This is a genomic window from Mesorhizobium sp. M0898 (assembly GCF_040319695.1).
Classification (GTDB): Bacteria; Pseudomonadota; Alphaproteobacteria; order Rhizobiales; family Rhizobiaceae; genus Mesorhizobium.
This window is the reverse complement of the sequence record NZ_JAMYOE010000013.1, coordinates 1-22,449: the sequence shown is the minus strand read 5'-3', so window position 1 is coordinate 22,449 and position 22,449 is coordinate 1. Positions and strand designations below refer to the sequence as shown.

At 62.6% G+C, this 22,449-nt stretch carries 18 protein-coding genes; 8 read left to right on the top strand and 10 right to left on the bottom strand.

Annotated features, from left to right (window positions below):
* Nucleotides 1-43 precede the first annotated feature (43 nt).
* Complete coding sequence (locus NKH90_RS16055) at nucleotides 44-718, top strand: alpha/beta hydrolase (RefSeq protein ID WP_352820051.1); 675 nt, start codon at nucleotides 44-46, stop codon at nucleotides 716-718.
* Nucleotides 719-727: 9 nt separating this feature from the next.
* On the opposite strand, the gene sthA is transcribed toward NKH90_RS16055, so the two are convergent.
* A complete protein-coding gene (sthA, locus tag NKH90_RS16050) occupies nucleotides 728-2,116 on the bottom strand; it encodes a Si-specific NAD(P)(+) transhydrogenase (protein ID WP_352472033.1) in 1,389 nt (462 codons plus the stop codon).
* 210 nt (nucleotides 2,117-2,326) lie between these two features.
* On the opposite strand from sthA, the gene NKH90_RS16045 reads away from it, so the two are divergent.
* The 3 genes from NKH90_RS16045 (at nucleotide 2,327) to NKH90_RS16035 (ending at nucleotide 4,719) form a co-directional block, all read left to right on the top strand.
* On the top strand, nucleotides 2,327-2,797 hold the full coding sequence (locus NKH90_RS16045) for an RDD family protein (RefSeq protein ID WP_352472034.1): 471 nt from the start codon (nucleotides 2,327-2,329) through the stop codon (nucleotides 2,795-2,797).
* 138 nt (nucleotides 2,798-2,935) lie between these two features.
* On the top strand, nucleotides 2,936-3,700 hold the full coding sequence (locus NKH90_RS16040; RefSeq protein WP_352472035.1) for an arginyltransferase: 765 nt from the start codon (nucleotides 2,936-2,938) through the stop codon (nucleotides 3,698-3,700).
* A 122-nt stretch (nucleotides 3,701-3,822) separates the two neighbouring features.
* The gene (locus NKH90_RS16035; protein WP_352472036.1) at nucleotides 3,823-4,719 is read left to right on the top strand and encodes a DMT family transporter; all 897 of its coding nucleotides are present in this window, start codon (nucleotides 3,823-3,825) and stop codon (nucleotides 4,717-4,719) included.
* Here the strand turns inward: NKH90_RS16035 and NKH90_RS16030 are convergent.
* Both NKH90_RS16030 and parC read right to left on the bottom strand, forming a co-directional pair.
* The gene (locus tag NKH90_RS16030) at nucleotides 4,707-5,927 is read right to left on the bottom strand and encodes an AI-2E family transporter (RefSeq protein WP_352542394.1); all 1,221 of its coding nucleotides are present in this window, start codon (nucleotides 5,925-5,927) and stop codon (nucleotides 4,707-4,709) included. The two genes, NKH90_RS16035 and NKH90_RS16030, sit on opposite strands and share 13 nt — an antisense overlap.
* Before the next feature lie 247 nt (nucleotides 5,928-6,174).
* A complete protein-coding gene (gene parC, locus NKH90_RS16025; protein WP_352820050.1) occupies nucleotides 6,175-8,427 on the bottom strand; it encodes a DNA topoisomerase IV subunit A in 2,253 nt (750 codons plus the stop codon).
* A 361-nt stretch (nucleotides 8,428-8,788) separates the two neighbouring features.
* On the opposite strand from parC, the gene NKH90_RS16020 reads away from it, so the two are divergent.
* Nucleotides 8,789-9,982 (top strand): aq_1923 C-terminal domain, encoded by a 1,194-nt coding sequence (locus NKH90_RS16020; RefSeq protein ID WP_352820049.1) that lies wholly within the window; start codon nucleotides 8,789-8,791, stop codon nucleotides 9,980-9,982.
* Nucleotides 9,983-10,062: 80 nt separating this feature from the next.
* Here NKH90_RS16020 and aspS read toward each other — a convergent pair whose 3' ends face one another.
* The 4 genes from aspS to NKH90_RS16000 form a co-directional block, all read right to left on the bottom strand.
* Complete coding sequence (aspS, locus tag NKH90_RS16015) at nucleotides 10,063-11,853, bottom strand: aspartate--tRNA ligase (protein WP_352820089.1); 1,791 nt, start codon at nucleotides 11,851-11,853, stop codon at nucleotides 10,063-10,065.
* A gap of 193 nt (nucleotides 11,854-12,046) precedes the next feature.
* Nucleotides 12,047-12,871, bottom strand: a complete 825-nt coding sequence (locus tag NKH90_RS16010) for a carbohydrate ABC transporter permease (protein ID WP_352472041.1) — start codon at nucleotides 12,869-12,871, stop codon at nucleotides 12,047-12,049.
* A 19-nt stretch (nucleotides 12,872-12,890) separates the two neighbouring features.
* Nucleotides 12,891-13,763, bottom strand: coding sequence for a carbohydrate ABC transporter permease (locus NKH90_RS16005; RefSeq protein ID WP_352472057.1), 873 nt, complete (start codon nucleotides 13,761-13,763; stop codon nucleotides 12,891-12,893).
* Between the two features lie 68 nt (nucleotides 13,764-13,831).
* Nucleotides 13,832-15,100: an ABC transporter substrate-binding protein gene (locus NKH90_RS16000; RefSeq protein ID WP_352766918.1), complete on the bottom strand. Its 1,269-nt coding sequence runs from the start codon at nucleotides 15,098-15,100 to the stop codon at nucleotides 13,832-13,834.
* 390 nt (nucleotides 15,101-15,490) lie between these two features.
* Here NKH90_RS16000 and NKH90_RS15995 point away from each other — a divergent pair, with 390 nt between their 5' ends.
* Both NKH90_RS15995 and rnd read left to right on the top strand, forming a co-directional pair.
* A complete protein-coding gene (locus NKH90_RS15995) occupies nucleotides 15,491-16,738 on the top strand; it encodes an MFS transporter (protein WP_023674455.1) in 1,248 nt (415 codons plus the stop codon).
* Between the two features lie 73 nt (nucleotides 16,739-16,811).
* Nucleotides 16,812-17,963 (top strand): ribonuclease D, encoded by a 1,152-nt coding sequence (gene rnd, locus NKH90_RS15990; protein WP_352766920.1) that lies wholly within the window; start codon nucleotides 16,812-16,814, stop codon nucleotides 17,961-17,963.
* Between the two features lie 12 nt (nucleotides 17,964-17,975).
* Here rnd and NKH90_RS15985 read toward each other — a convergent pair whose 3' ends face one another.
* Genes NKH90_RS15985 through guaB form a run of 3 tightly spaced genes read right to left on the bottom strand, consistent with a single transcriptional unit; the run spans nucleotide 17,976 to nucleotide 20,496 of the window.
* Complete coding sequence (locus NKH90_RS15985) at nucleotides 17,976-18,395, bottom strand: MAPEG family protein (protein ID WP_352766922.1); 420 nt, start codon at nucleotides 18,393-18,395, stop codon at nucleotides 17,976-17,978.
* A 27-nt stretch (nucleotides 18,396-18,422) separates the two neighbouring features.
* Nucleotides 18,423-18,962 carry a hypothetical protein gene (locus NKH90_RS15980; RefSeq protein WP_352766924.1) on the bottom strand — a complete coding sequence of 180 codons (540 nt, stop codon included), beginning with the start codon at nucleotides 18,960-18,962 and terminating at the stop codon, nucleotides 18,423-18,425.
* 31 nt (nucleotides 18,963-18,993) lie between these two features.
* Nucleotides 18,994-20,496: an IMP dehydrogenase gene (gene guaB, locus NKH90_RS15975; protein WP_352458563.1), complete on the bottom strand. Its 1,503-nt coding sequence runs from the start codon at nucleotides 20,494-20,496 to the stop codon at nucleotides 18,994-18,996.
* 295 nt (nucleotides 20,497-20,791) lie between these two features.
* Between guaB and NKH90_RS15970 the strand changes: the two genes are divergently transcribed.
* Nucleotides 20,792-22,213, top strand: coding sequence for an MFS transporter (locus tag NKH90_RS15970; protein WP_352820048.1), 1,422 nt, complete (start codon nucleotides 20,792-20,794; stop codon nucleotides 22,211-22,213).
* Nucleotides 22,214-22,449 lie beyond the last annotated feature (236 nt).

Sequence of the window (22,449 nt, the reverse complement as noted above, 5' to 3'; positions counted from 1 at the left end):
CGGCAAATTAACGAAAGTAACGCGAAATCAAGAGGATGTGACCATGGCCGAGGAGAGCCTCGAAGACGGTATTCTGCAGGAGAATTCAGGCTTTTTCTACCGGCTCCATCGACCCGCCAACTTACTGGGTGACTGGCTGTTCCTGTTGCATGGATCGGGTGTCGACGAGACGTCCTTGCTGCCGCTTGGTCGGCAAATCGCGCCGCATGCGGCGCTGGTTGCGGTCCGTGGCCGCATCCCTCAGGAGGACGGGTTCCGTTGGTTCACGCGAATCACCCCGACGCGATTCGAGCAGGCAAGCATCCGCGCGGAGGCGGAGGCATTCGCGGCCTTCGTCGCCGGCGTCGCGAAGCGCCACAGCCTCGATCTCCGCCACGCGACCTTTCTCGGCTATTCGAACGGCGCCAATTTGGTCTCAAGCGTCATGCTGCTGCATCCGGGCTTCATCGAGCGCGCTGCATTGCTGCGTCCGATGCCGGTGCTCGACGAGGTGCCGCCGGCCGACCTGTCGAAGGCGCGGGCGCTGATCATCGCCGGCGCCGCCGACCTGACCTACGTGCCATTCGCGCCGGTGCTGGCCGCTCTACTGAACTCGCATGGCGCCAAGGTCGAGGCCCACACCGTCGCCTCCGGCCATGAAATTGGCGATCCGGACGCCGACATCGTCAGGCAATGGCTGGCGGATCCTGCGGTCGCCGTTGCAGCGTCGGATCGATGAGCCCCGAAGCTACCCTCGCCCCATGCGGTTCCAGGCGTCCAGCCCGGCGATCTTGTAGGCTTCGGCCAGCGTCGGATAGTTGAAGGTGTTGTTGACGAAGAAGTCGACGGTGCCGCCGAGATTGATGACCGCCTGGCCGATGTGGATGAGTTCGGTCGCGCCCTCGCCGACAATATGGGCGCCGAGCAGACGGCGTGTTTCGATCGAGAACAGAAGCTTCAGGAAACCGGTGTTGACGCCCATTATGTGGCCGCGCGATGTCTCGCGGAACCGCGCCACGCCGACCTCGTAGGCGGCACCACTCTCGCGCACCTGCTCCTCGGATTGCCCGACGGTGGAGATTTCCGGCACGGCGTAGATGCCGTAGGGAAAGGTTTCGGGCGGGGGCGGCAAGGGCACGCCGAAGGCATGGCAGGCGGCCACCCTGCCCTGCTCCATCGAGGTCGATGCCAGGCTCGGAAAGCCGATGACATCGCCGGCGGCATAGATGTTGGGCGCGCTGGTCTGGAAGGTCTGCGGATCGACCTTGATGCGGCCTCGCGAATCAGCCTCGATGCCGACGGCGTCGAGCCCTAAATTGCCGACATTGCCGGTGCGTCCCGCGGCATAAAGCACGATCTCGGAACGTATGGTGCGGCCGTCGGCCAGCGTCACCTCAGCATAGTCGGGTTTCGAGGCGATCTCCTTGACGGCACTGCCCAATCGGATGGTCATGCCGCGGTCGCGCATCTGATGGATGAAGTCGTCGACGATCTCGCGGTCGACGAAATCCAACATCGTGTTGCGCGGCTCGACCAGTGTCACCGGAACGTCGAGTGCCGAAAAGATTGTCGCATATTCGACGCCGATGACGCCGGCGCCGATCACCGTCAGCGTGCGCGGTAGCCGATCGAGCTCCAGCATCTCGTCGCTGTCGAAGATCCGTGTCTTGTCGAACGGCACGTCGCGCGGCCGGTGCGGCCGGGTGCCGACCGCGATCAGCGCATGGGCGAAGCCAACCTCGCTGTAGTCGCCGGTGTCGGTGGTCAGGCTGACCTTGTTGGGGCCCAGGAATTTTACCGCGGCGCGCGCACTCTTGACCGTGTTGCGCATGAACTGGTGCTGCAGCACCTCGACCTCATGGTCGAGCGTCTTGTGCAGGCGCTCGACCAGATCGCCGACCGAAATGTCCTGCTTGACGCGGTAGCCGCGTCCATAAAAGCCGCGCTCGCGCCAGCCGGAGAGGTTGAGCACCGTCTCGCGCAACGTCTTCGACGGTATAGTGCCGGTATGCACCGAAACGCCGCCGAGACGCCGGCCCCTGTCGACCACCAGCACCGACTTGCCGAGCTTGGCCGACTGCACCGCGGCGCGGCGCCCGGATGGGCCGCTGCCGATGACCAGCATGTCGTAGTCCATGTCGCCCCGTCCCCTCGGCTCGGCGCGCTTTGTGCGCCGCAGCAAACTAACGCTATCCGCGCCGTGAATTCAACAAGTCAGACGGCCCCAGGCGCTCTGTCGCCATCTACACGGCGGCGAAAGGCTCGATCTTGATTCCGCCGCGAACCTTCACCATTTCATCAATACGCGGCCCGTGCATTAACCCGGGTTCGATTACGAGGAAATGGCATGAACGCTCGCGTTCTCGACGGCGAAATCATCACCAGCAGGCTCGAAGATGTCCGCTCTTATGAGGGCGTGCGCACGCGGCGCATTCTCGCTTTCGTCATCGACTATTTCATCGTCGCGCTGCTCACCATTCCATTCGCGATCCTGGTGTTCCTGTTCGGGCTGTTGACGCTCGGCCTCGGCTGGATGCTGTTTTCCATTCTCGTGCCGACCGTCGCCATCCTCTACATCTGGAACACGCTCGGCAGTAAAGACCAGGCCACCACCGGCATGAAGATGATGGGCATCCGGCTCGACCGACTCGACGGCAGCCGCATCGACGGGCTGACCGCCGTCGTGCATTCGGTGCTGTTTTGGGCCGGTAATGTCATCCTTTCGCCGCTGGTCCTGCTGGTGAGCCTGTTTTCCGACCGCAAGCGCACGCTGCACGACCTGCTGCTCGGCACCGTTGTCAGCCGCAGTGGCCGCTGAGCAGACTTTTGAAGCGCGGCCGCAGCCTTTGCGCACAAATGTGAAGACGTCCAATCAACCAGGCTTTCACAATCCTGTTGAATTTTTCGGCGTCCGCGCCAAAGGTAGAGCGATTCGCAGGAGTATTTCCAAGGCTCGATGACGCAGCACCCGACCCAGTCGCCGCAGTTCTTTCTGACCGCGCCCTCGCCATGTCCCTATCTCGAGGGCCAGTTCGAGCGCAAGGTGTTCACACACTTGGTCGGCGACAAGGCCCCCGAGATGAACGATCTGTTGACGCAGGGCGGTTTCAGGCGCTCGCAGAACATCGCCTACAGGCCGGCCTGCGAGACCTGCCGCGCCTGTGTGTCCGTGCGCATCCTGGCGCAGGAATTCACCGCCAGCCGCAACATGAAACGGGTCATACAGCATAATTCGGATCTGGTCGGCGCCATGCACGACGCCGAACCCTCCACCGAACAGTATTCGCTGTTCCGCAGCTATCTCGACGTCCGCCACCGCCGTGGCGGCATGTCTGACATGACCGTGCTCGACTACGCCATGATGGTCGAGGATACCCATGTCGACACCAAGGTCATCGAATACCGTCGCCGCGGACCTGACAGCTTCATTACCGGCAAGGGCCAGGGCGAACTGATCGCCGTGGCGCTTACCGACAAGATGGCCGATGGCCTGTCGATGGTCTATTCCTACTTCAACCCGGACTTCGAGGACCGTTCGCTCGGCACCTTCATGATCCTCGATCACATCGCCCGCGCCAGGGCGATGGGTCTGCCCCATGTCTACCTGGGTTACTGGGTCAACGGCTCGCGCAAGATGAATTATAAGATGCGCTTCCAGCCGCAGGAGCATCTCGGCCCGAAAGGCTGGGAACGCTACAATCACGAAGCGGTTTCGCGCTGATCTTCGCTTTCGGTATTCACTCTTAAATTGTTTCGAGGAGGATGCCGCTGGGCTTCCGGCCGATCGGCTGGGAAACCGGGCGGGTCAATTTTGCGCCTCCAAGCCTACGCGAGAATTGCCGCATGTCTTCCCACAACGACCACCAGAGAGGCCTTCTGATCACCGCCATCGGCGGGCTGACGCTGACCGTCGACATTCCGCTGATCCGGCTCGCCGACGGCGAGGCGTGGACGATCCTGCTGTTGCGCACCGGCACGACCTTCGTCGCCACGCTTATCATCTGGGCCGCCTGGCGATCGCTGAGCGCAAAGGCACCGCAGCTTGTACCGGGCTGGTCAGGGCTCATCGTTGCCGGCCTCTACGGGCTCGGCTCGATCGCCTTCATCACCGGTGTCTACAATACCTCGACAGCCAACCTCGTTTTCATCCTGGCGTTCACAACCATGTTCGCGGCCCTTTTGTCATGGCTGTTCCTGAAGGAGAGGCCACGGCCCCTGACGCTTGCAGCGCTGGCACTTATGATCGTCGGCGTGACGATCATTGTCGGCGATTCCGTTGGAACCGGACATCTCTTCGGCGACCTGATGGCGCTATGCTCGGCTTTCATGATCGCCGCGGCCATCACCATCTCGCGCGCCAGCGGCAAGGATATGGGTTTCACGGCGCTGATCGGAGTGGTCCTGCCGCTGGCCGTCGCCACCCTGATGGTTTCCAAGGTGGGTTTTCACGTCAACGCGCCATGGTGGATCGTCTTCAACGGTGCCGTCATCATGCCGATCTCTTTCTTCTGCCTCGCCAACGGCCCGAAATACATCTCCGGGCCGGAGGTGGCGATGTTCTACCTGCTTGAAACCGTGCTGGCGCCGGTCTGGGTGTGGATGATCTTCGCCGAAACACCGACGCGCAACAGCCTGATCGGCGGCGCGATCCTCATCATGACCTTGATCGGCCATTCGCTCTGGCAGTTGCACGACGGGCGCAAGCGCCGCGCCACGTTCGCCGTCAGTCACCCGGCCTGATTCTTTTTCGCGGCGGCGCGTTCGGCAACAATTTCAATCTGCGGCGGTGCATCTTCCTGCTCCGCCGGTTCGGCGGCAGCGAGTTCATCGGTCAGTTCCACCTCGCGCAGCCATTCGCGCCAGATTGCGACCAGCAGGGCCATCAGCACCGGGCCGATGAACAGGCCGAGAAAACCCATTGTCTTGACGCCGCCGATCAGGCCGAAAAAGGTTGGCAGGAAGGGCAGCTTTATCGGCCCGCCGACCAGCTTCGGGCGCAATGTCTTGTCGACGATGAAGAGTTCGACCGCGCCCCAGACGAACAGCGCCAGCCCCGCCATCGGCGAGCCGCTGGCGGCGAGATAGATCGAGACCAGCGTGAACGACAGCGGCGCGCCGCCGGGGATAAGCGCCATGATGCCGGTCAGCGCGCCGAGCGTCACCGGCGACGGTACGCCGGCCAACCAGTAAGCGATGCCCAGCACCAGTCCTTCGCCGATGGCGATAACGGTCATACCGGTAACCGTCGACGAGATCGTCGCCGGCACCACGCGTGAGATCCGTTCCCATCGGGCCGGCAGGATGCGTTCGCCGAGGCGATCGACCTGCCCGGCGAAATGCTCGCCGTCGCGATAGGCAAAGAACAATGCGATCATCATGAACAGCAGCGTCAGCAAAAGTCCGAAGGCGCTGCCGCCGGCGGCAAGCGCGCCGCGATAGATGCTGCCGATATTGGCGCCGCTGATCAGCTGGATCAGTTCGCCGATACCGCCTGGATGGCCAACGTTGACCGTCCACTGTTCATTGAGCCATTCGCCTACTACAGGCAGCGTGGCGATCCAGTGCGGCGTCGGCGCGCCGTAGCGGTTGGTCTCGATAGCCCAGCCGACCCATTCGCGCACCTCGTTGATGGCGTAGGTGCCGGCAAGCGCGATCGGCACCACCAGGAAGGTCAGGATGAACAGGATCGCAAGCGTAGCGGCAATCGTGCGGTTGCCGCCGACGCCTGCGAGCAGCCGCCGATAGAGCGGCCAACTGGCGAAAGCGATAACCAGGGCGGCAAGGACCGGGAACAGGAAGCCGTGGAAAAAATATACGCCGGCGGCGACGATCAGCACCAGGAGCCAGCGCGCCGCCGACAGCGGTGGAATGACAGCGGCCCTGAGCGGCGTCGACAGGCCAAACAGACGCTGTTGCCGCTCCGGCTTCTGGATCCTGATTTCCTTCAAGCGCCCAATTCTCCCTAGCCCATCGCATCGCTTATGCACTGATATAGTGCAGCAATCGTGACGCATTCCAAATGTTCGGGTGGCGCTGCTAATCTCCCCCCTTGAGGGGGAGATGTCGCCGAAGGCGACAGAGGGGGTCGGGACGTCCTGACGCGACCTTACCACGAACAAAGCAGGCTGGCGCTTCATGCGCGGGGACCCCTCTGGCCTGCCGGCCATCTCCCCCTCGAGGGGGGAGATTACCGCTTCACCCGAACTTGCCAGTCCTCGGGAAACCCTTCGGCACCATGCGGCCGGCCGAGGCGCGGGCGCCGATCCATTCGGCAAGCTCGTCACGCGATTTGGTGAAGGTGCGGTCTGCCGAATCCTGCCAGGACAGGCCGCTTGCCAGCGTGAAGGTCTTGAGGTCGAGGACACCGCCATCCTTGTATTTCTGCAGGCGCACGCCCTTGCCGCGTCCCATCTCGGGGATCTCGGCCAGCGGGAACACCAGCATCTTGCGGTTCTCGCCGACAATGGCGAGATGGTCGCCGGCGACGCTCACACAGCGCTGGGCTTCGTCGGGCGCCTTGACGTTCATCACCTGCTTGCCCTTGCGGGTGTTGGCGACGACTTCTTCTTCCGGCACGATGAAACCGTTGCCCTCATGCGACACCAGCAGCAGCTTGCGCTTGGGATCATGGACGAAAGCGGTGACGATATCCTGGTCGTTGTCCATGTCGACGATGATGCGGATCGGCTCGCCGTGGCCACGCCCACCCGGCAGCCGGTCGGCGCCGATCGTGTAGAACTTGCCGCCGGTGGTGAAGACCAGCACCTTGTCGGTCGTCTGGGCGTGGAAGGCGAGCTTGAGGCTGTCGCCTTCCTTGAAGGTCAGGGCCGAATGGTCGGTCAGATGACCTTTCATGGCCCTCAGCCAGCCCTTTTCCGAAACCACCACGGTGACCGGCTCGCGCTCGATCATGGCGTGGGCGATATCGGTCAGGTCATGCTCGGGTGCGTCGGCGAACTCGGTGCGGCGCTTGCCGATCTCGGTGTCGGGCCCGTATTTCTGGCGAACATTGGCGACTTCCCACTTGATCGTCGCCCACTGCTTGGCGTCGGACGCAAGCAGTGCCTCGATCTGCTTCTTCTCGCCGGTCAGGCCATTGAATTCCTCGCGGATTTCGAATTCCTCGAGCTTGCGCAGCGCTCTCAGCCGCATGTTGAGGATGGCTTCAGCCTGGGTGTCGGTCAGCGACCAGCGCACCATCATCACCTGCTTGGGCTCGTCCTCCTCGCGGATGATCCTGATCACCTCGTCGATGTTGAGGTAGGCGATCAAATAGCCGGCGAGGATCTCCAGCCGCCTTTCGATCTCGCCGAGGCGGTGCTTGGAGCGGCGGATCAGGACGTCGCGGCGGTGCTCCAGCCATTCCTTGAGCACACCTTTCAGCGACAGCACGTTCGGCACCTTGCCGCGCGACAACACGTTCATGTTGAGCGGAAAGCGGCTTTCGAGCTCGGTCAGCTTGAACAGCGATTCCATCATGATGCCGGGATCGACCGAGCGGCTCTTCGGCACCAGCACGACGCGGATGTCCTCGGCGCTCTCGTCGCGGATATCCTCGAGCACCGGAAGCTTGCGCGCCATCAAGAGCTCGGCGATCTTTTCGATCAGTCTGGCCTTCTGGACGCCGTAAGGGATTTCGGTGACGACTATGTTCCAGGTGCCCCTGCCCTGGTCCTCCTGGCTCCACTTCGCCCTGACGCGAAAGCCGCCGCGACCCGTTTCGTAGGCTTCGAGGATCGAGGCTCGGCTGTCGACGATGATGCCGCCGGTCGGGAAATCCGGACCTTGCACGAAATCCATCAGCTTGGTGACGGGCGCATCCGGATGATCGATCAGGTGAAGCGCGGCGTCGCAGAGCTCGGCCGCATTATGCGGCGGGATCGAGGTCGCCATGCCGACGGCGATGCCGGACGAGCCGTTGGCGAGCAGGTTCGGGAAGGCGCCGGGCAGCACGGCCGGCTCCTCGTCTTCCTCGTTGTAGGTCGGGCGGAAATCGACGGCGTCCTCGGTGATGCCTTCCAGCAGCAGCGTCGACACTTCGGTCATGCGCGCTTCGGTGTAGCGCATGGCGGCGGCGTTATCGCCGTCGATATTGCCGAAATTGCCCTGCCCGTCGACCAGCGGGTAGCGCATCGAAAAATCCTGCGCCAACCGCACCAACGCGTCGTAGATCGACTGGTCGCCATGCGGATGGAATTTGCCCATCACCTCGCCGACGATGCGGGCGCATTTGGCAAAACCCTGGTCGGGGTTAAGCCGCAACAGGCGCATGGCATGCATGATGCGACGATGCACCGGCTTCAGCCCGTCGCGCACGTCCGGCAGTGCCCGGTGCATGATGGTCGACAGCGCGTAGGCGAGATAGCGCTCTTCCAGCGCCTTCTTCAGATCGACCGGCTCAATATTATCGCCGCCGCCAGTTTCAGGCGGCAAAAGCCTTTTTCCCATGGGCTGGCACTAGCCGAGCGGGTGATTCGCGGCAAGAGGCACACCGGTATGCGTGCTCCTAAAGCGCATCGCGTTCGACCGGCCCATGCGACGCTTTAGGCCCTTGTTTTGATGCATGTCGTTACCGCAAAACCGTTGCGCGACATCCATTATGCAACAGGAATTGGAAGCGTCGCGACGCCGGCCAACATCAATCCGTTACATCCTGCTTCTATCGCAAGGCTGATGGATCGGGTTTGCCTTTGGCCGCGATTTTCGACCATTGTGCCGAGGCCCGCCTTTTTCCGGTCCAGTTCGTCACCGAATGGTGACGACGCGACGATTTGAAAAGAATTTCAGGACACTCTCAGGGGAGCTCTCGATGACGATCAGACACTCGACACTTATTAAGAGACTGGCTTTTTCGACCTTTTTGCTGACGCTGCCGCTGAATGCGGCGTTCGCGCAGGATACCGCAGTCGCCGACCGGCTGAAGGCGGGCCTCGCCGCGCAGGGTGTCGACCTCTCCTGGACCGGAGTAACCGGCGACACCTCCAGCATGGTTCTGCAAGGCGTAGCGGTCAAACCGGCGGCCGAAAAGGAGGCGCTCAAGATCGGCGACGTCAAGCTCGAAGGTGTGACCGAAGCCAATGGCGGCTATCAAATCGCGACCGTATCGACGTCGCCGTTCGAACACAGCGAAGATGGCGTCACGCTCAATCTCAGCCCCTTCGTCATCCACGACATGACGGTTCCGGCCGAAGGCGCAACCGGTCCGCTGGGCTCGCTGATGATGTACAAATCGGCCGAGCTCGACAACATGACAGTCAAAGTGGCTGACAAAACTGCTTTCTCGATGGACGGGCTTGCCATCGCAATCACGCCGCCGGCCGACGGCAAGGCCATGGCGTTTTCCGGCACTACGGAAAAATTCGCTGCCGACCTGACCCTGGTCGAAGATCCGAAGTCCAAGGAAGTCATCAACGCACTCGGCTACCAGAACATAACAGGCAATCTTGAGATGGAAGGCACCTGGCAGCCTACCGACGGCAGGATGGACTTGTCGAAATACGAAATATCGGTCGACAATGCCGGCACGCTCGGCATGACCTTCGATCTCGGCGGCTACACGCTGGACGTCATCAAATCACTGCAGGAGATGCAGAAGAAGATGGCAGCGCAGCCCGAAGGCGCGGACAATTCGGCGCAAGGCATGGCCATGCTCGGGCTGCTGCAGCAGCTTTCGTTCAACAGCGCCTCGATCCGCTTCGACGACGATTCGTTGACCAAAAAGGTGCTCGATTATGCCGGCAAGCAGCAAGGCATGTCCGGCAAGGACATCGCCAACCAGGCCAAGGCGATCGTGCCCTTCGGCATGGCGCAGCTCAACAATCCGGAACTGACCGCGCAGGTTTCGGCCGCGGTCAACAAGTTCCTCGACGATCCGCAAAGCATCGAGGTCTCGGCCGAGCCGCCGGCAGCGGTGCCGTTCGCGCTGATCATGGCGGGCGCCATGTCCAACCCGCTCGACCTGCCGAAAACGCTCGGCGTGACGGTTACGGCAAACGAAGACTGACCGAGACAGGCTTCAAGCAAAAAGCCCGGCAGCGATGCCGGGCTTTTTTATGAATCAACAGCACCGGTTCGGAGCGTTTTCTAAACCTCTTTCTTCGTCGCCACCACGCGCAGCGACAATTCGCGAAGCTGCTGCGGGCTGGCTTCCGACGGCGCGCTCATCAACAGGTCGTAGGCCTGCTGGTTCATCGGGAACATAGTCACTTCGCGCAGGTTCCTGGCGCCGACCAGAAGCATGACGACGCGGTCGATGCCGGCCGCCATGCCGCCATGCGGCGGCGCGCCATACTGGAAGGCGCGATAAAGGCCGCCGAAGCGCTCTTCGACCGTTGCGCGGTCCAGCCCGACGGTTTCGAACGCCTTGACCATGGTTTCGGGCAGATGGTTGCGGATGCCGCCGGAGGCGATCTCGAAACCGTTACAGACCATGTCGTACTGGAACGCCTTGATGCCGAGCAGATCCTCGCCGTTAAGCGCATCGATGCCGCCTTGTGGCATCGAGAAAGGATTGTGCGCGAAGTCGATCTTCTTCTCCTCCTCGTTCCATTCGAAGAACGGGAAGTCGACGATCCAGCACAATTCGAAGCGGTCGCGGTCGACAAGATTGAGCTCCTCGCCGGCGCGGGTGCGCGCCGCTCCCGCGAAGGAGACGAACTTCTTCGGATCACCGGCGACGAAGAAGGCGGCATCGCCATCGGCGAGGCCGAGTTGTTGTCGGATCGCCTCGGTGCGCTCCTCGCCGATGTTCTTGGCCAGCGGCCCGGCGCCTTCGAGCTTCTCGCCCTCCTTGCGCCAGAAGATGTAGCCGAGGCCGGGCTGACCCTCGCCTTGCGCCCATGAGTTCATGCGGTCGCAGAAGGCGCGAGACCCGCCGGTCTTGGCCGGAATGGCCCAGACCTCGGCCTTCGGATCGTTGGCAAGGATGTTGGCAAATACCTTGAAGCCAGAGTCGCGAAAATGATCCGAGACGGCCTGCATCTCGATCGGGTTGCGCAGGTCCGGCTTGTCGGTGCCGTATTTGCGCATGGCGACATCATAGGCGATGCGCGGAAACTTCTCCGTCACCGGCTTGCCGGCGGCAAAGGTCTCGAACACCCCCCGCATCACCGGCTCCATGGTGGTGAACACATCCTCCTGCTCGACGAAGCTCATCTCAACGTCGAGCTGGTAGAATTCACCCGGCAGACGGTCGGCGCGCGGGTCCTCGTCGCGGAAGCAGGGCGCAATCTGGAAGTAGCGGTCGAAGCCGGACACCATGATCAGCTGCTTATATATCTGCGGTGCCTGCGGCAGCGCATAGAAAGTGCCGGGGTGGATGCGCGACGGCACCAGAAAGTCGCGCGCCCCTTCCGGCGACGAGGCGGTCAGGATCGGCGTCGAGAATTCGGTGAAGCCGACCTCGCCCATCAGCTTGCGCATCTCGGCGATGATTTTGGTGCGCGCGACGATGTTCTTGTGCAGGGTATCGCGGCGCAGGTCGAGGAAGCGGTATTTGAGGCGGATGTCCTCTGGGTAATCCGGCTCGCCGAAGACCGGCAGGGGCAATTCCCTGGCGGCCGACAGTACCTCGATCTCGCGCGCGAAGACTTCGATCTCGCCGGTTGGCAAATTAGGGTTCACGGTGTCGGCGAGGCGCGCCTTGACCTCGCCGTCGACGCGGACGACCCATTCGCCGCGCAGGGTCTCGGCGATCTTGAAGGCGGGCGAATCCGGATCGGCGACGATCTGGGTCAGGCCGTAATGGTCGCGCAAATCGATGAACAGCAGGCCGCCATGGTCGCGCACGCGATGCACCCAGCCCGACAGGCGAACGGTCGAGCCGACGTCGGCCTTCCTCAACTGGGCACAGGTATGGCTGCGGTAACGATGCATTGTCATTCTTAAAGTCCGGATGTTGGGTTGCGGCCAAGGCATGATGGCCCAGCCTGAAAATTTGCGCGAAAAGCACATGAGAGGGTGCATTTGTCAAGGCAAGCTGCAGCCGGGTCGAGTCCCACCGGCATCAATTTATGCTCGAGGCGTCAATCTGAGTTCGCTGCTCTGTGCCGGCAGTTCAACTATGCACTCACCCCTTCACCCCGCCCGCCGTGAGACCGGAAATGATCTTGCGCTGGAAGATGAGAACGAGGACGACGAGCGGCACGGTGACGATCACCGATGCGGCCATGATGTTGCCCCACGGGATCTCGAATTGAGAGCTGCCGGAGAGCAGAGCGATGGCGACCGGCACGGTTCGCTGCTCGTTGCTGGAGGTAAACGTCAGGGCGAACAGGAACTCGTTCCACGCACCGATGAAGGCGAGAAGCCCGGTGGTCGCCAGCGCCGGCCACATGAGCGGCAGGAAGACGCGGCTGATGATGATCCAGGGCGTGGCGCCATCGAGGATCGCCGCTTCCTCCAGCTCGATCGGCAGGTCGCGAACGAAGGCGGTGAGCACCCAGACGGTGAACGGCAAGGTGAAGATCATGTAGGACAAGATCAGCGCGAACGGCGAATTGTAGAGGCCGAAGATGCGGATCAGCTCGAAAAGCCCGGCAAGCACCGCCAATTGCGGGAACATCGAAACGGACAGGATAGTGAGGAGCAGAGCCGAGCGGCCGCGGAAGCGGATGCGCGCCAGCGCATAGGCGGCGGTGACGCCGAGGAACAGCGAAATGACGACAACGGCGCTCGAGATGAACAGCGAGTTCACGAGGTTGCGCAGGAAGGTCCCCTCGGTGAACACGGTCCTGTAATTGCTGAAGGTAATCGTCTTCGGCCAATAGTCGATCTGGAAGAGCGCCGTCCCCGATTTCAGGCTGGTGATGATGGCGTAGTAGAACGGGAACACCGCGACGACGACGATAACGGCGACGAGGAGGTAGAAAGCCGTGCGCTTGACGATCCACATGGTCAGTTGTCCCCCATGATCAATAGTCCTTGTCCAGTCGTATCCGGCCGAGCCAAAGAACGAGCATGGTCAGCAGAGCGAGGATAAGGAAGAGAAGCGTCGAGGCGGCGGAACCGGAAGCGAACTTGTCGAACTCAAACAGGCTCTCGCGGGCAAACACCGACATCGACTTGGTGTGTATGTTGTTTGGCGTAAGCACGTAGATCAGATCGAAGATGCGCAGGGCATCGAGACCGCGAAAGATCATGGCCACCATCAACGCCGGTCGGATGAGCGGCAAAGTGATCTTCCAGAAAATTCTCCACGCGCCGACGCCGTCGAGCTTGGCGACCTCGTAGATTTCTTGTGGAAGCATCTGGAGGCCGGCGAGAATGAGAAGCGCCATGAAGGGGGTTGCCTTCCAGATGTCGACAACAAGGACGGCGACCATCGCCGTGTCGGCGCTGGCCGTCCAGGCGATCTTGGTGCTGATCAGGCCGAGCTTGAGCAGGACGTCGTTGATGATGCCGAACTGGTCGTTGAGCATCCACTGCCACATTTTCGCCGAGACGATCGTCGGGATCGCCCAAGGGATGAGGATCGCGGCGCGCACGATACCGCGGCCGCGAAACCTGGCGTTGAGCACCAGCGCGACGATCATGCCGAGCACCGTCTCGCAGGTCACCGAAATCACCGCGAAGCGCACCGTGTTCCAGACGGCGCGCCACCAGACCGGATCGGCGAGCAGCCCGTCATAGACGACGCGGCCGCTCGGCATTTGCACGACGGAGAAATAGTTGGCGAAGCCAACCCAGCGGCGGGCTTCGAGGTCGGCGAGCGAGGCGTCGGTGAAGCCGAAATAGATCGTGCGCATCAACGGCCAACCGGCAACGGCGGCGAGCACGATGAGCATCGGGGCAAGCAACAGCCATGCCGAGCGCGTACGTTGACGCGCCAGCAGCGAGCCTGAGCGCGGCGGGGTCACCAGGCGGTGCCTTTGAGCCTGGTCAAGGAGAACTCCAGATCGGCAAGGTTGTCGGCGGCTGTGCCCTCGCCGGAAATCGTGTTGTGGACGGCGGTCCAGAACTCGCTCGATGCCTCATTGTACCGGCTCTTGGCTTGGGCCGAGGGACGCGGCACCGCGTTGAGGACGACTTCCTTCCAGCGCGGAATCACCGGCTGGGCGCTGGCGATGTCGGCATCGTCATAGAGTGCCTGGATGGTCGGCAGATATGCCCCCTTCAAGGCGCGGTACTTCTGCATCTGAGGCGAGGCGATCCATTTGACCAGCTCGATCGCTGCATCCGGGTTCTTCGAATATTTGGAAACCGCGAGATTCCAGCCGCCAAGCGTTGCTGCCGGGTGCGCGCCCTCACCAGACCCCGGCGGCAGCGTGGTCACCTCGAACTTGCCTTTGATGGGGGAGCTTTCGCTGTTGCCAAGCGCGTAGGCGTAGGGCCAGTTGCGCATGAAGACGGCGTTGCCGGTCTGCCAGACTCCGCGCGACTCTTCTTCCTGGTAGGCCAGAACGCCGGGCGGTGAGATGGTTCCCACCCAGCTCCTCGCCATTTCCAGCGCCGCAGCTGCTTGCGGATTGTTGATGGAGATCCTGCCGTCCGGCTCGATAATCTGGCCGCCGCCGTTCGACTTCACCCATTCGAGTGCATCGCAGGTCAGCCCCTCATAGGCGTTGCCCTGGAAAACGAAACCCCACATGTCCTTGTTGCCGGCCGCGCGCTCCTTGTCCATGACAAGCTTGGCGGTATCGGCAAGTTCAGCCCAGCTGGCCGGGACCCCGGCGCCGTATTTGTCGAGGAGATCCTTGCGGTAGTAGAGCGCCGGAGCGTCGGTGAATATCGGCAAGGCGACGAGCTTGCCGTCAACGGTCTGCGATTTGATGATCGATGGGAAATGGGCGCCAACGACATCCTTGGTCGCTTCGGTCAGGTCGATGAACTGCCTTGCAAGCTGGGGGGCCCAGATGATGTCCGTCTGATAGACGTCGACGTCGCTGCTTCCGGCGGCAAGCCAGAGCCGGTATTGGCCAAACTGGTCCGTCGCCGAGGGAGGCAGCGGAACGACGCTAACCTTGTTGCCGGTCTTCTTCTCGTATTGATCGAGGATCTCGCGAAGGATTCTCTGGCCGTTGCCGGTATCTCCGGACACCATGGCGAGGTCGACAGCCCGCGCCGGCCCGGCCGCCAGAACTGCGGCCACGGCAAATGCCGCAAATGCGGAATGAAATTTCATGATGGCGGACCTCCCTTTGGAGCTTCAGGCCGGGCAGCAGAAACGACGTCGATGCTGACACCGTCTCCGCACACCGGCGGCTCACAAGACGCGTATTCGCCCACCAGCACTGAACTACAAAGATACGCCTTGGTTCCCAACACGGAGGGTCCGGCGCCACGCGGTAGCGCAAGTTCCCCCGCGGTAATGCACCTAAAACGTGTCGCGTTCGATCGGCCTCATGCGACGCGCTTTAGGTCCTTGTTTTTATACATGTCGTTATCGCAAAACCGCTGCACACTTTTGCGCGACATGCATTAAGGCCCCCGGCTGGCCCCAACGCCACCGGGAATTGCCGCTGGCATTGGCGAAGCCGATGGTTCAAGAAGGATCAACGACAGGCTTTCCTTCATGTCCTCCATCCGCCCGCTGATCCCCCTCCTGATCGCCGCCGGCATCCTGCTCGGCGGCAACGGCCTGCAGAGCACGTTGATTGCGCTGCGTGGTGCGCAGGAAGGTTTTCCCGCTTCCTCGATCGGCCTGATGGGCACGTTCTATTTCGCCGGCTTCCTGCTCGGCTGCCTTGCCGTGACCCGCATCATGAAGTCCGTCGGCCATGTGCGCGCCTTTTCGGCACTTGCGGCGATCGCCTCGGCGGGAACGCTGCTTCTGGTGCTGGTCATCGATCCGGTGATGTGGTGCGCCGTGCGCTTTGCCGGCGGGTTCTGCTTTGCCGGCCTGTTCACCATCATGGAAGCCTGGCTGAATTCCGGCGTCACCAACACCGACCGGGCGCGGGTGCTTGCCATCTACCGGATGGTCGACATCGGCTCGGTGACGGGCGCCCAGTTCCTGATCCCGATCTTTGGCGCCGGCGGCTTTGCAATCTTCGCCATCATGTCGATGATGATCACCGTTTCGCTGGTGCCGGTTTCGCTCGGCGACCGCTCCAATCCGACGCCGCCGGAAGACGTCAAGCTCGATTTGGCGCGCGTCTGGCGGATCTCGCCGCTCGGCTGCTTCGGCTGTATCGCCGTCGGCGTCACAAACAGCGCCTTCCGCACCCTGTCGCCGGTCTATGCCGAGCAGATCGGCATGTCGGTCGCCGACGTCGTCACCTTCGTCAGCGTCGGCATTTTCGGCGGCGCCATCATCCAATACCCGCTTGGCTATCTCTCCGACCGCTGGGACCGGCGCTCGGTGCTGCTGATGACGACGTGCTGTGCGATGGTGGCGGCATTGGCGCTGGCATTCGTGGCAGGCGGCAGCCCGTTTCTCAACTTCCTGCTCGTCTTCATCTTCGGCTGCTTCGCCATGCCGCTCTATTCGTTGTCAGCGGCGCATTCCAACGACCGCGCCGACAAGGGCGAGTTCGTGCTGATCAACGCTGCCTTGATGCTGTTTTATTCCTTCGGCGCCATCGGCGGGCCGTTCGCAGCCTCGACGGTGATGCAATTTTTCGGGCCGAGCGCGCTGTTCGTGTTCAGCGCCACCGTCTATGCGATCTTCGTGGCCGTCATCCTTTACCGGATGCAGGCGCGCTCCGCCGTGCCGGCCACCCATCGCAGCCGCTTTACGGCGCTGTTGCGCACCTCGACGGTTTTTGCCCGGTTGGCGAAGCGGAATGCCGATCCCGATGAACCCGCAAAGCCTGGATAGAGGTGCTTGCGCTTGACGAAAGCGCGCGCGGCTGAAATTGAAAGAGACCCTATCCCTTGCCAAAAGCGATTTGATGCACGTCATCACCACCCAGAAAGAACTCGAGACCGCTATTGCCGCCTTCGAAAAGGCGGAATTCGTGACCGTCGATACCGAATTCATTCGCGAAACGACCTTCTGGCCGATCCTGTGCCTGATCCAGATGGCAGCGCCCGGGGTGACCGCGCTGATCGATCCGCTGTCGCCCGACATCGACCTGAAACCGTTCTTCAGGCTGATGTCCAACGAGGCGATCGTCAAAGTCTTCCATGCGGCGCGCCAGGACATCGAAATCATCGTGCATCTCGGCGATCTGGTGCCGCATCCGGTGTTCGACACCCAGGTCGCGGCAATGGTCTGCGGCTTCGGCGACAGCGTCTCCTACGACCAGCTGGTGCAGCGCATCACCGGAGCGCGGCTCGACAAGTCCTCGCGCTTCACCGACTGGCGCCACCGTCCGCTGTCCGAAAAGCAGCTCGACTACGCGCTCGCCGACGTCACCCACCTGATCGAGGTCTACAAGCATCTCAGCGCCGAGTTGGTGCGGGAAAACCGCGCCCACTGGCTGAACGAGGAGATGGACGTGCTGACCTCGCGCGAGACCTACGATCCGCATCCCGAGGATGCCTGGAAGCGGCTCAAGATGCGGCTGCGCAAGCCGCAGGAACTGGCGATCGTGCAGGCGGTGGCCGCCTGGCGCGAACGCGAAGCGCGCGAGCGCGACGTGCCGCGCGGCCGGGTGCTCAAGGACGATGCGATCTACGAAGTGGCGCAGCAGGCGCCGCGCGACGCTGCGGCGCTGAGCAAGCTGCGTACCACGCCGAAGGGTTGGGAGCGCTCGTCGACGGCGACGGCACTGCTTGGCGCGGTAAACGCTGCCCTTGCCCTGCCCAGGGAAGAGATGCCGAAGCTGCCGAAGAGCTTCCAGCCGCCGGAGGGGTCAAGCGCCGCGGCGGAGTTGCTGAAGGTGCTGCTGCGGATCGTTGCCGAAAAGGAAGGCGTCGCATCGAAGGTACTCGCCTCCAGCGACGACATCGACCGCATCGCTGCCGAGGGCGAGGAAGCCGACGTGCCAGCATTGCAAGGCTGGCGGCGTGCCGTCTTCGGCGAGGCCGCGCTCAGGCTGGTGCGCGGTGAACTCGCCATCAGGTTCGACAAGCGCAAGATCGCTGTGTTCGATTTGTAGCCTTGAGCTTGCTCAGACCAAGCCGAGCAGATGCAGCGCTAGCCATATCCAGCCAAGTGCAAGAACTACCGCGCCCAGGTAGAATGCCCTGCTGCGCAGGATTATCCGATTGCTGGTCAAGTGGACCGACGCGTGAAGATAGCGGGAGACGACAAAGATCCACATCAGAGCCAAGGTCAGATAATTGACGCCATTGGTCACGTGCAGCGTCAAGCATAAGACGTAGAAAAGCACCTGCAGTTCGAACTGGTTGCTCAGATTGTCGGCGACGGTGATGCTGGACCCAGGCTCCGTCGAGCGCGTCTTGAACTGGCCGGTCTTGGCTTCGCCCGACCTGACCGCACCATAGCGGCGCCGGCCCATTATGATATGGACGATATAGACCAGCAGCACCTGCGCCAGCATCGGCCAGAAGATCGCGGTCTGGTTCAAGACGCCCCTTTCGTTGTCACCCAGCCTTCAAGGCCGTCTCTGAGCCATCAGAGTGAAAGCCGCAGTGACGGTCACTGGTATCGCCAGTAGGGCGAATTTGGTGACGATCAGCGCCGAGGCGAAGGATAGCGAATCCGGATTGGCCGACAGAAAATCGGACAAAAGACGAGCCACGGCGATATTCTGGGCATAGTCGGTAAGCAGGTAGGGCAGCACCAGCACAACCGCGAATATCGACTGGGTTTGCGCAGGCAGTGCACGGAAATTCTTCAGCCGCCGGCCCGTGGCCAGGATCAGGCTGACCATCGTCAGCGACAGCAGCGCCGGAAAAAGCAGGTCGAAGGTCAGGTAATGCCAGACGAGAATAATTTCGCTGCCGCGCCGGCCGAGTGCCGTCAGCCAGGCCATGCCCTCATCCGGGGTGAAACCGGCATAGCGCATGTCGAGCGACGGCAGACCGCCGCTCAATTGGCGAAAATAGAGGAACTCCATTGCCGTCATGATGATGAAAACCGCCACGGTGGCGACACAGAGTGCGGCCGCGTGGCGCGACAGCCGCAGGATCATTGCCGCCAGATTGCGCCAAGACGCATGACGGTTAGGCTCCGCCAGGATAATTCGGGCTTTCGCGGGTAATCGTGACGTCATGGGCGTGGCTTTCACGAAGTCCGGCATTGGATATCCGCACAAAAGTGGCGCGCTCGCGGAAATCGGCAAGGTCGCGGCCACCGACATAACCCATAGCGGCTTTCAGGCCGCCTGCAAGCTGGTGCAGCACGCCAGACACAGGTCCTTTGTACGGCACCTGCCCTTCGATGCCTTCCGGGACCAGTTTCAGCGTGTCGCGCACCTCGGCCTGGAAATACCGATCGGCGGAGCCGCGCGCCATCGCGCCGACCGAGCCCATGCCGCGATAGGCTTTGAAGGAGCGGCCCTGGTGCAGATAGACCTCGCCCGGGCTCTCGTCCGTGCCGGCCAGCAGCGAGCCGATCATCGCAGCACTTGCGCCGGCGGCCAGCGCCTTGGCGAGATCGCCCGAATATTTGATGCCGCCATCGGCAATGACCGAAACGCCGGATTTCTGCGCCGTCTCGACCGCCGACATGATCGCCGAGAGCTGCGGCACGCCGACGCCGGCGACGATGCGGGTGGTGCAGATGGAGCCTGGTCCGATGCCGACCTTGACCGCGTCGGCGCCGGCATCGATCAGCGCCAAGGTGCCTTCCGCGGTGGCGACGTTGCCGGCCAGGATGCGAACCGAGTTGGACAGTTTCTTGGCCCGCGTCACCGCATCCAGAACGCGCTGCGAATGACCGTGCGCGGTGTCGATCACGAGAAGGTCGACGCCGGCGTCGATGAGGCGCTCGGCGCGTTCGAAACCGTCATCGCCGACGCTGGTGGCGGCGGCTGCGCGCAAGCGCCCCTGCGCATCCTTGGTGGCGTGCGGGTTGAGCTGCGACTTCTCGATGTCCTTGACCGTGATCAGCCCGACGCAATTGCCGTCCCGATCGACCACAACAAGCTTCTCGATGCGGTGCTGGTGGAGTAGCCGCTTGGCCTCGTCCTGATCGACGTTCTCCTTGACCGTGATCAGGTTCTCGCGGGTCATCAGCTCATAGACCTTTTGCGCCGGATCGGACGCGAAGCGGACGTCGCGGTTGGTCAGGATGCCGACGAGCCGGCCGACCGTGTGGCCGCCGGTGCCGCCGTTCTCGACCACCGGAATGCCCGAAATGCTGTAGGTGCGCATCAGACCCAGCGCATCGGCAAGCGTCGCCTCGGGACCGATGGTGACCGGGTTGACCACCATGCCGGACTCGAATTTCTTCACCTGCCGCACCTGCTCGGCCTGTTCGGCCGGCGAGAAATTGCGGTGGATGACACCGATGCCGCCGGCCTGGGCCATGGCGATGGCGAGCCGCGCCTCGGTAACCGTGTCCATGGCGGCCGACAGGATCGGCACGTTGAGGTCGATGTCGCCGGCGATGCGGGTGCGGATGTCGGTCTCGCCGGGCATGACCTCGGAATGACCCGGCTGCAGCAGCACGTCGTCAAAGGTCAGCGCCAATGCGCCGGTGGACGTCTCGATGATTTTTGCCATGGCCAGCCCTCGGAATGCAGGAAAGGCGCTCGCCCTGGATGGACAGCGCCGACTCGTCTTCTTCCCTTTCAGGATTGGCGCTGGCTCGTAACACGTCCCGTGGCCGTTGAAAAGCCGATGGTTGTGTAGTGGCGAAGCTGCATTTTGCCCCAGGGGCTGCGGGACTTGCGGTCGCACAAACGTGACAGCAAATTAATACGACATCCGGGCCAAACCATGATAACCGCCCTACCTGTCGGTTTGGCCCCCAGGGCCGGCAAGCAATCGCGACGCACATTTCAAGGCCGGATCCATCGTGAACCGCACCATTCCGCTTATCCTGGCGGTCGCTCTATTCATGGAAAACATGGATTCGACCGTCATTGCGACATCGTTGCCGGCGATCGCCATCGACATCCACACCAGCCCGATCGCGCTCAAGCTGGCGCTGACCGCCTATCTGGTATCGCTGGCGATCTTCATTCCGATCAGCGGCTGGATGGCCGACCGCTTCGGCGCCAAGAATGTCTTCCGCGCCGCGATCGCCGTGTTCATCGTCGGTTCGGTCGCGTGCGCCATTTCCAATTCGCTGCCGGCTTTCGTGGTGTCACGTTTCCTGCAAGGTATTGGCGGCGCCATGATGACGCCGGTCGGACGCCTGGTGCTGGTACGCGCGACGCCGAAAAGCGAGCTCGTCGCCGCCATGTCGTGGCTGACTGTCCCGGCTCTGGTCGGCCCCCTGGTCGGCCCGCCGGTCGGCGGCTTCATCACCACCTATTTTTCCTGGCACTGGATTTTTCTGATCAATGTGCCGATCGGGCTGATCGGCATCTGGCTGGCCACGCGTTTCCTGCCGAAGACCGACGCCGCGCAGACGCCGCCGCTCGATCTCATCGGTTTCGTGCTGAGCGGGCTGGCGGCATCGGGCATCGTGTTCGGCCTGTCGGTGGTCAGCCTGCCGGCTCTGCCGCCAGTCGCCGGCTTTATCACCGTTGCCATCGGGCTGGCATCGGCGGTGCTTTACCTGCTGCACGCGCGCCGCGCCAAGAACCCGCTGCTGGCGCTCGAGCTGTTTCGCAATCGGGTGTTCCGCTCGTCGGTGCTCGGCGGCGGACTGTTCCGCATCGGCATTGGTGCCGTACCTTTCCTGTTGCCGCTGATGTTCCAGATCGGTTTCGGGCTGACGCCGTTCCAGTCCGGCATGATCACCTTCGTCTCGGCAATCGGCGCCATAGGCATGAAATTCGTCACCGCGCTGATCTTCAGGGTCGCCGGCTTCCGCCGGGTGCTGATTTCAGGCTCGCTCATCGCTGCCGCGTCCATCGCCATCAACGGCCTGTTCACACCCGACACGCCCTACGGGCTGATCCTCGCCATGCTCCTCGCCGGGGGCTTCATCCGCTCGATGTTCTTCACCGGCATCAATGCGCTTGCCTACGCCGAGATTTCGGCCGCCGACACCAGCAAGGCGACGCCGATCACGGCCGTGTTCCAGCAGTTGGCGATCGCGCTCGGCGTGGCGCTGGCCGGCGGCATCCTCGAAGTGTCGACCAAGATCCATGGCGGCCCGCTGACGCTGAGCGACTTCCACACCGCCTTCTTCATCGTAGCGGCGGTGTCGGCGGCAGCCTCGCTGTCGTTCATGCGGCTGGCGCCGGACGCCGGCAATGCCGTGTCTGGACATGGCCGGTTGACGCCGCCGAAGACACTGGAGCCGGTGAGCCCGCCGGGGAGTTGAGGAGTGGCGCCCTCCACCGCCGGCGCGACGGCACCCCCTCTGGCCTGCCGGCCATCTCCCCCTCAAGGAGGGAGATTGGCAGCTTCGGCACTGCACTCACTCTTCACAGTCGAAGGTTTGCGAAGGTCGCGATGACATCCGATCTCCCCCCTGTTTGGACCGGAGACATCGCGAACAGGTGTGCGAGGACATCGCGAACAGTTTGGCGCGCTTTGCGCCGGGAGGTTCGGGATGCC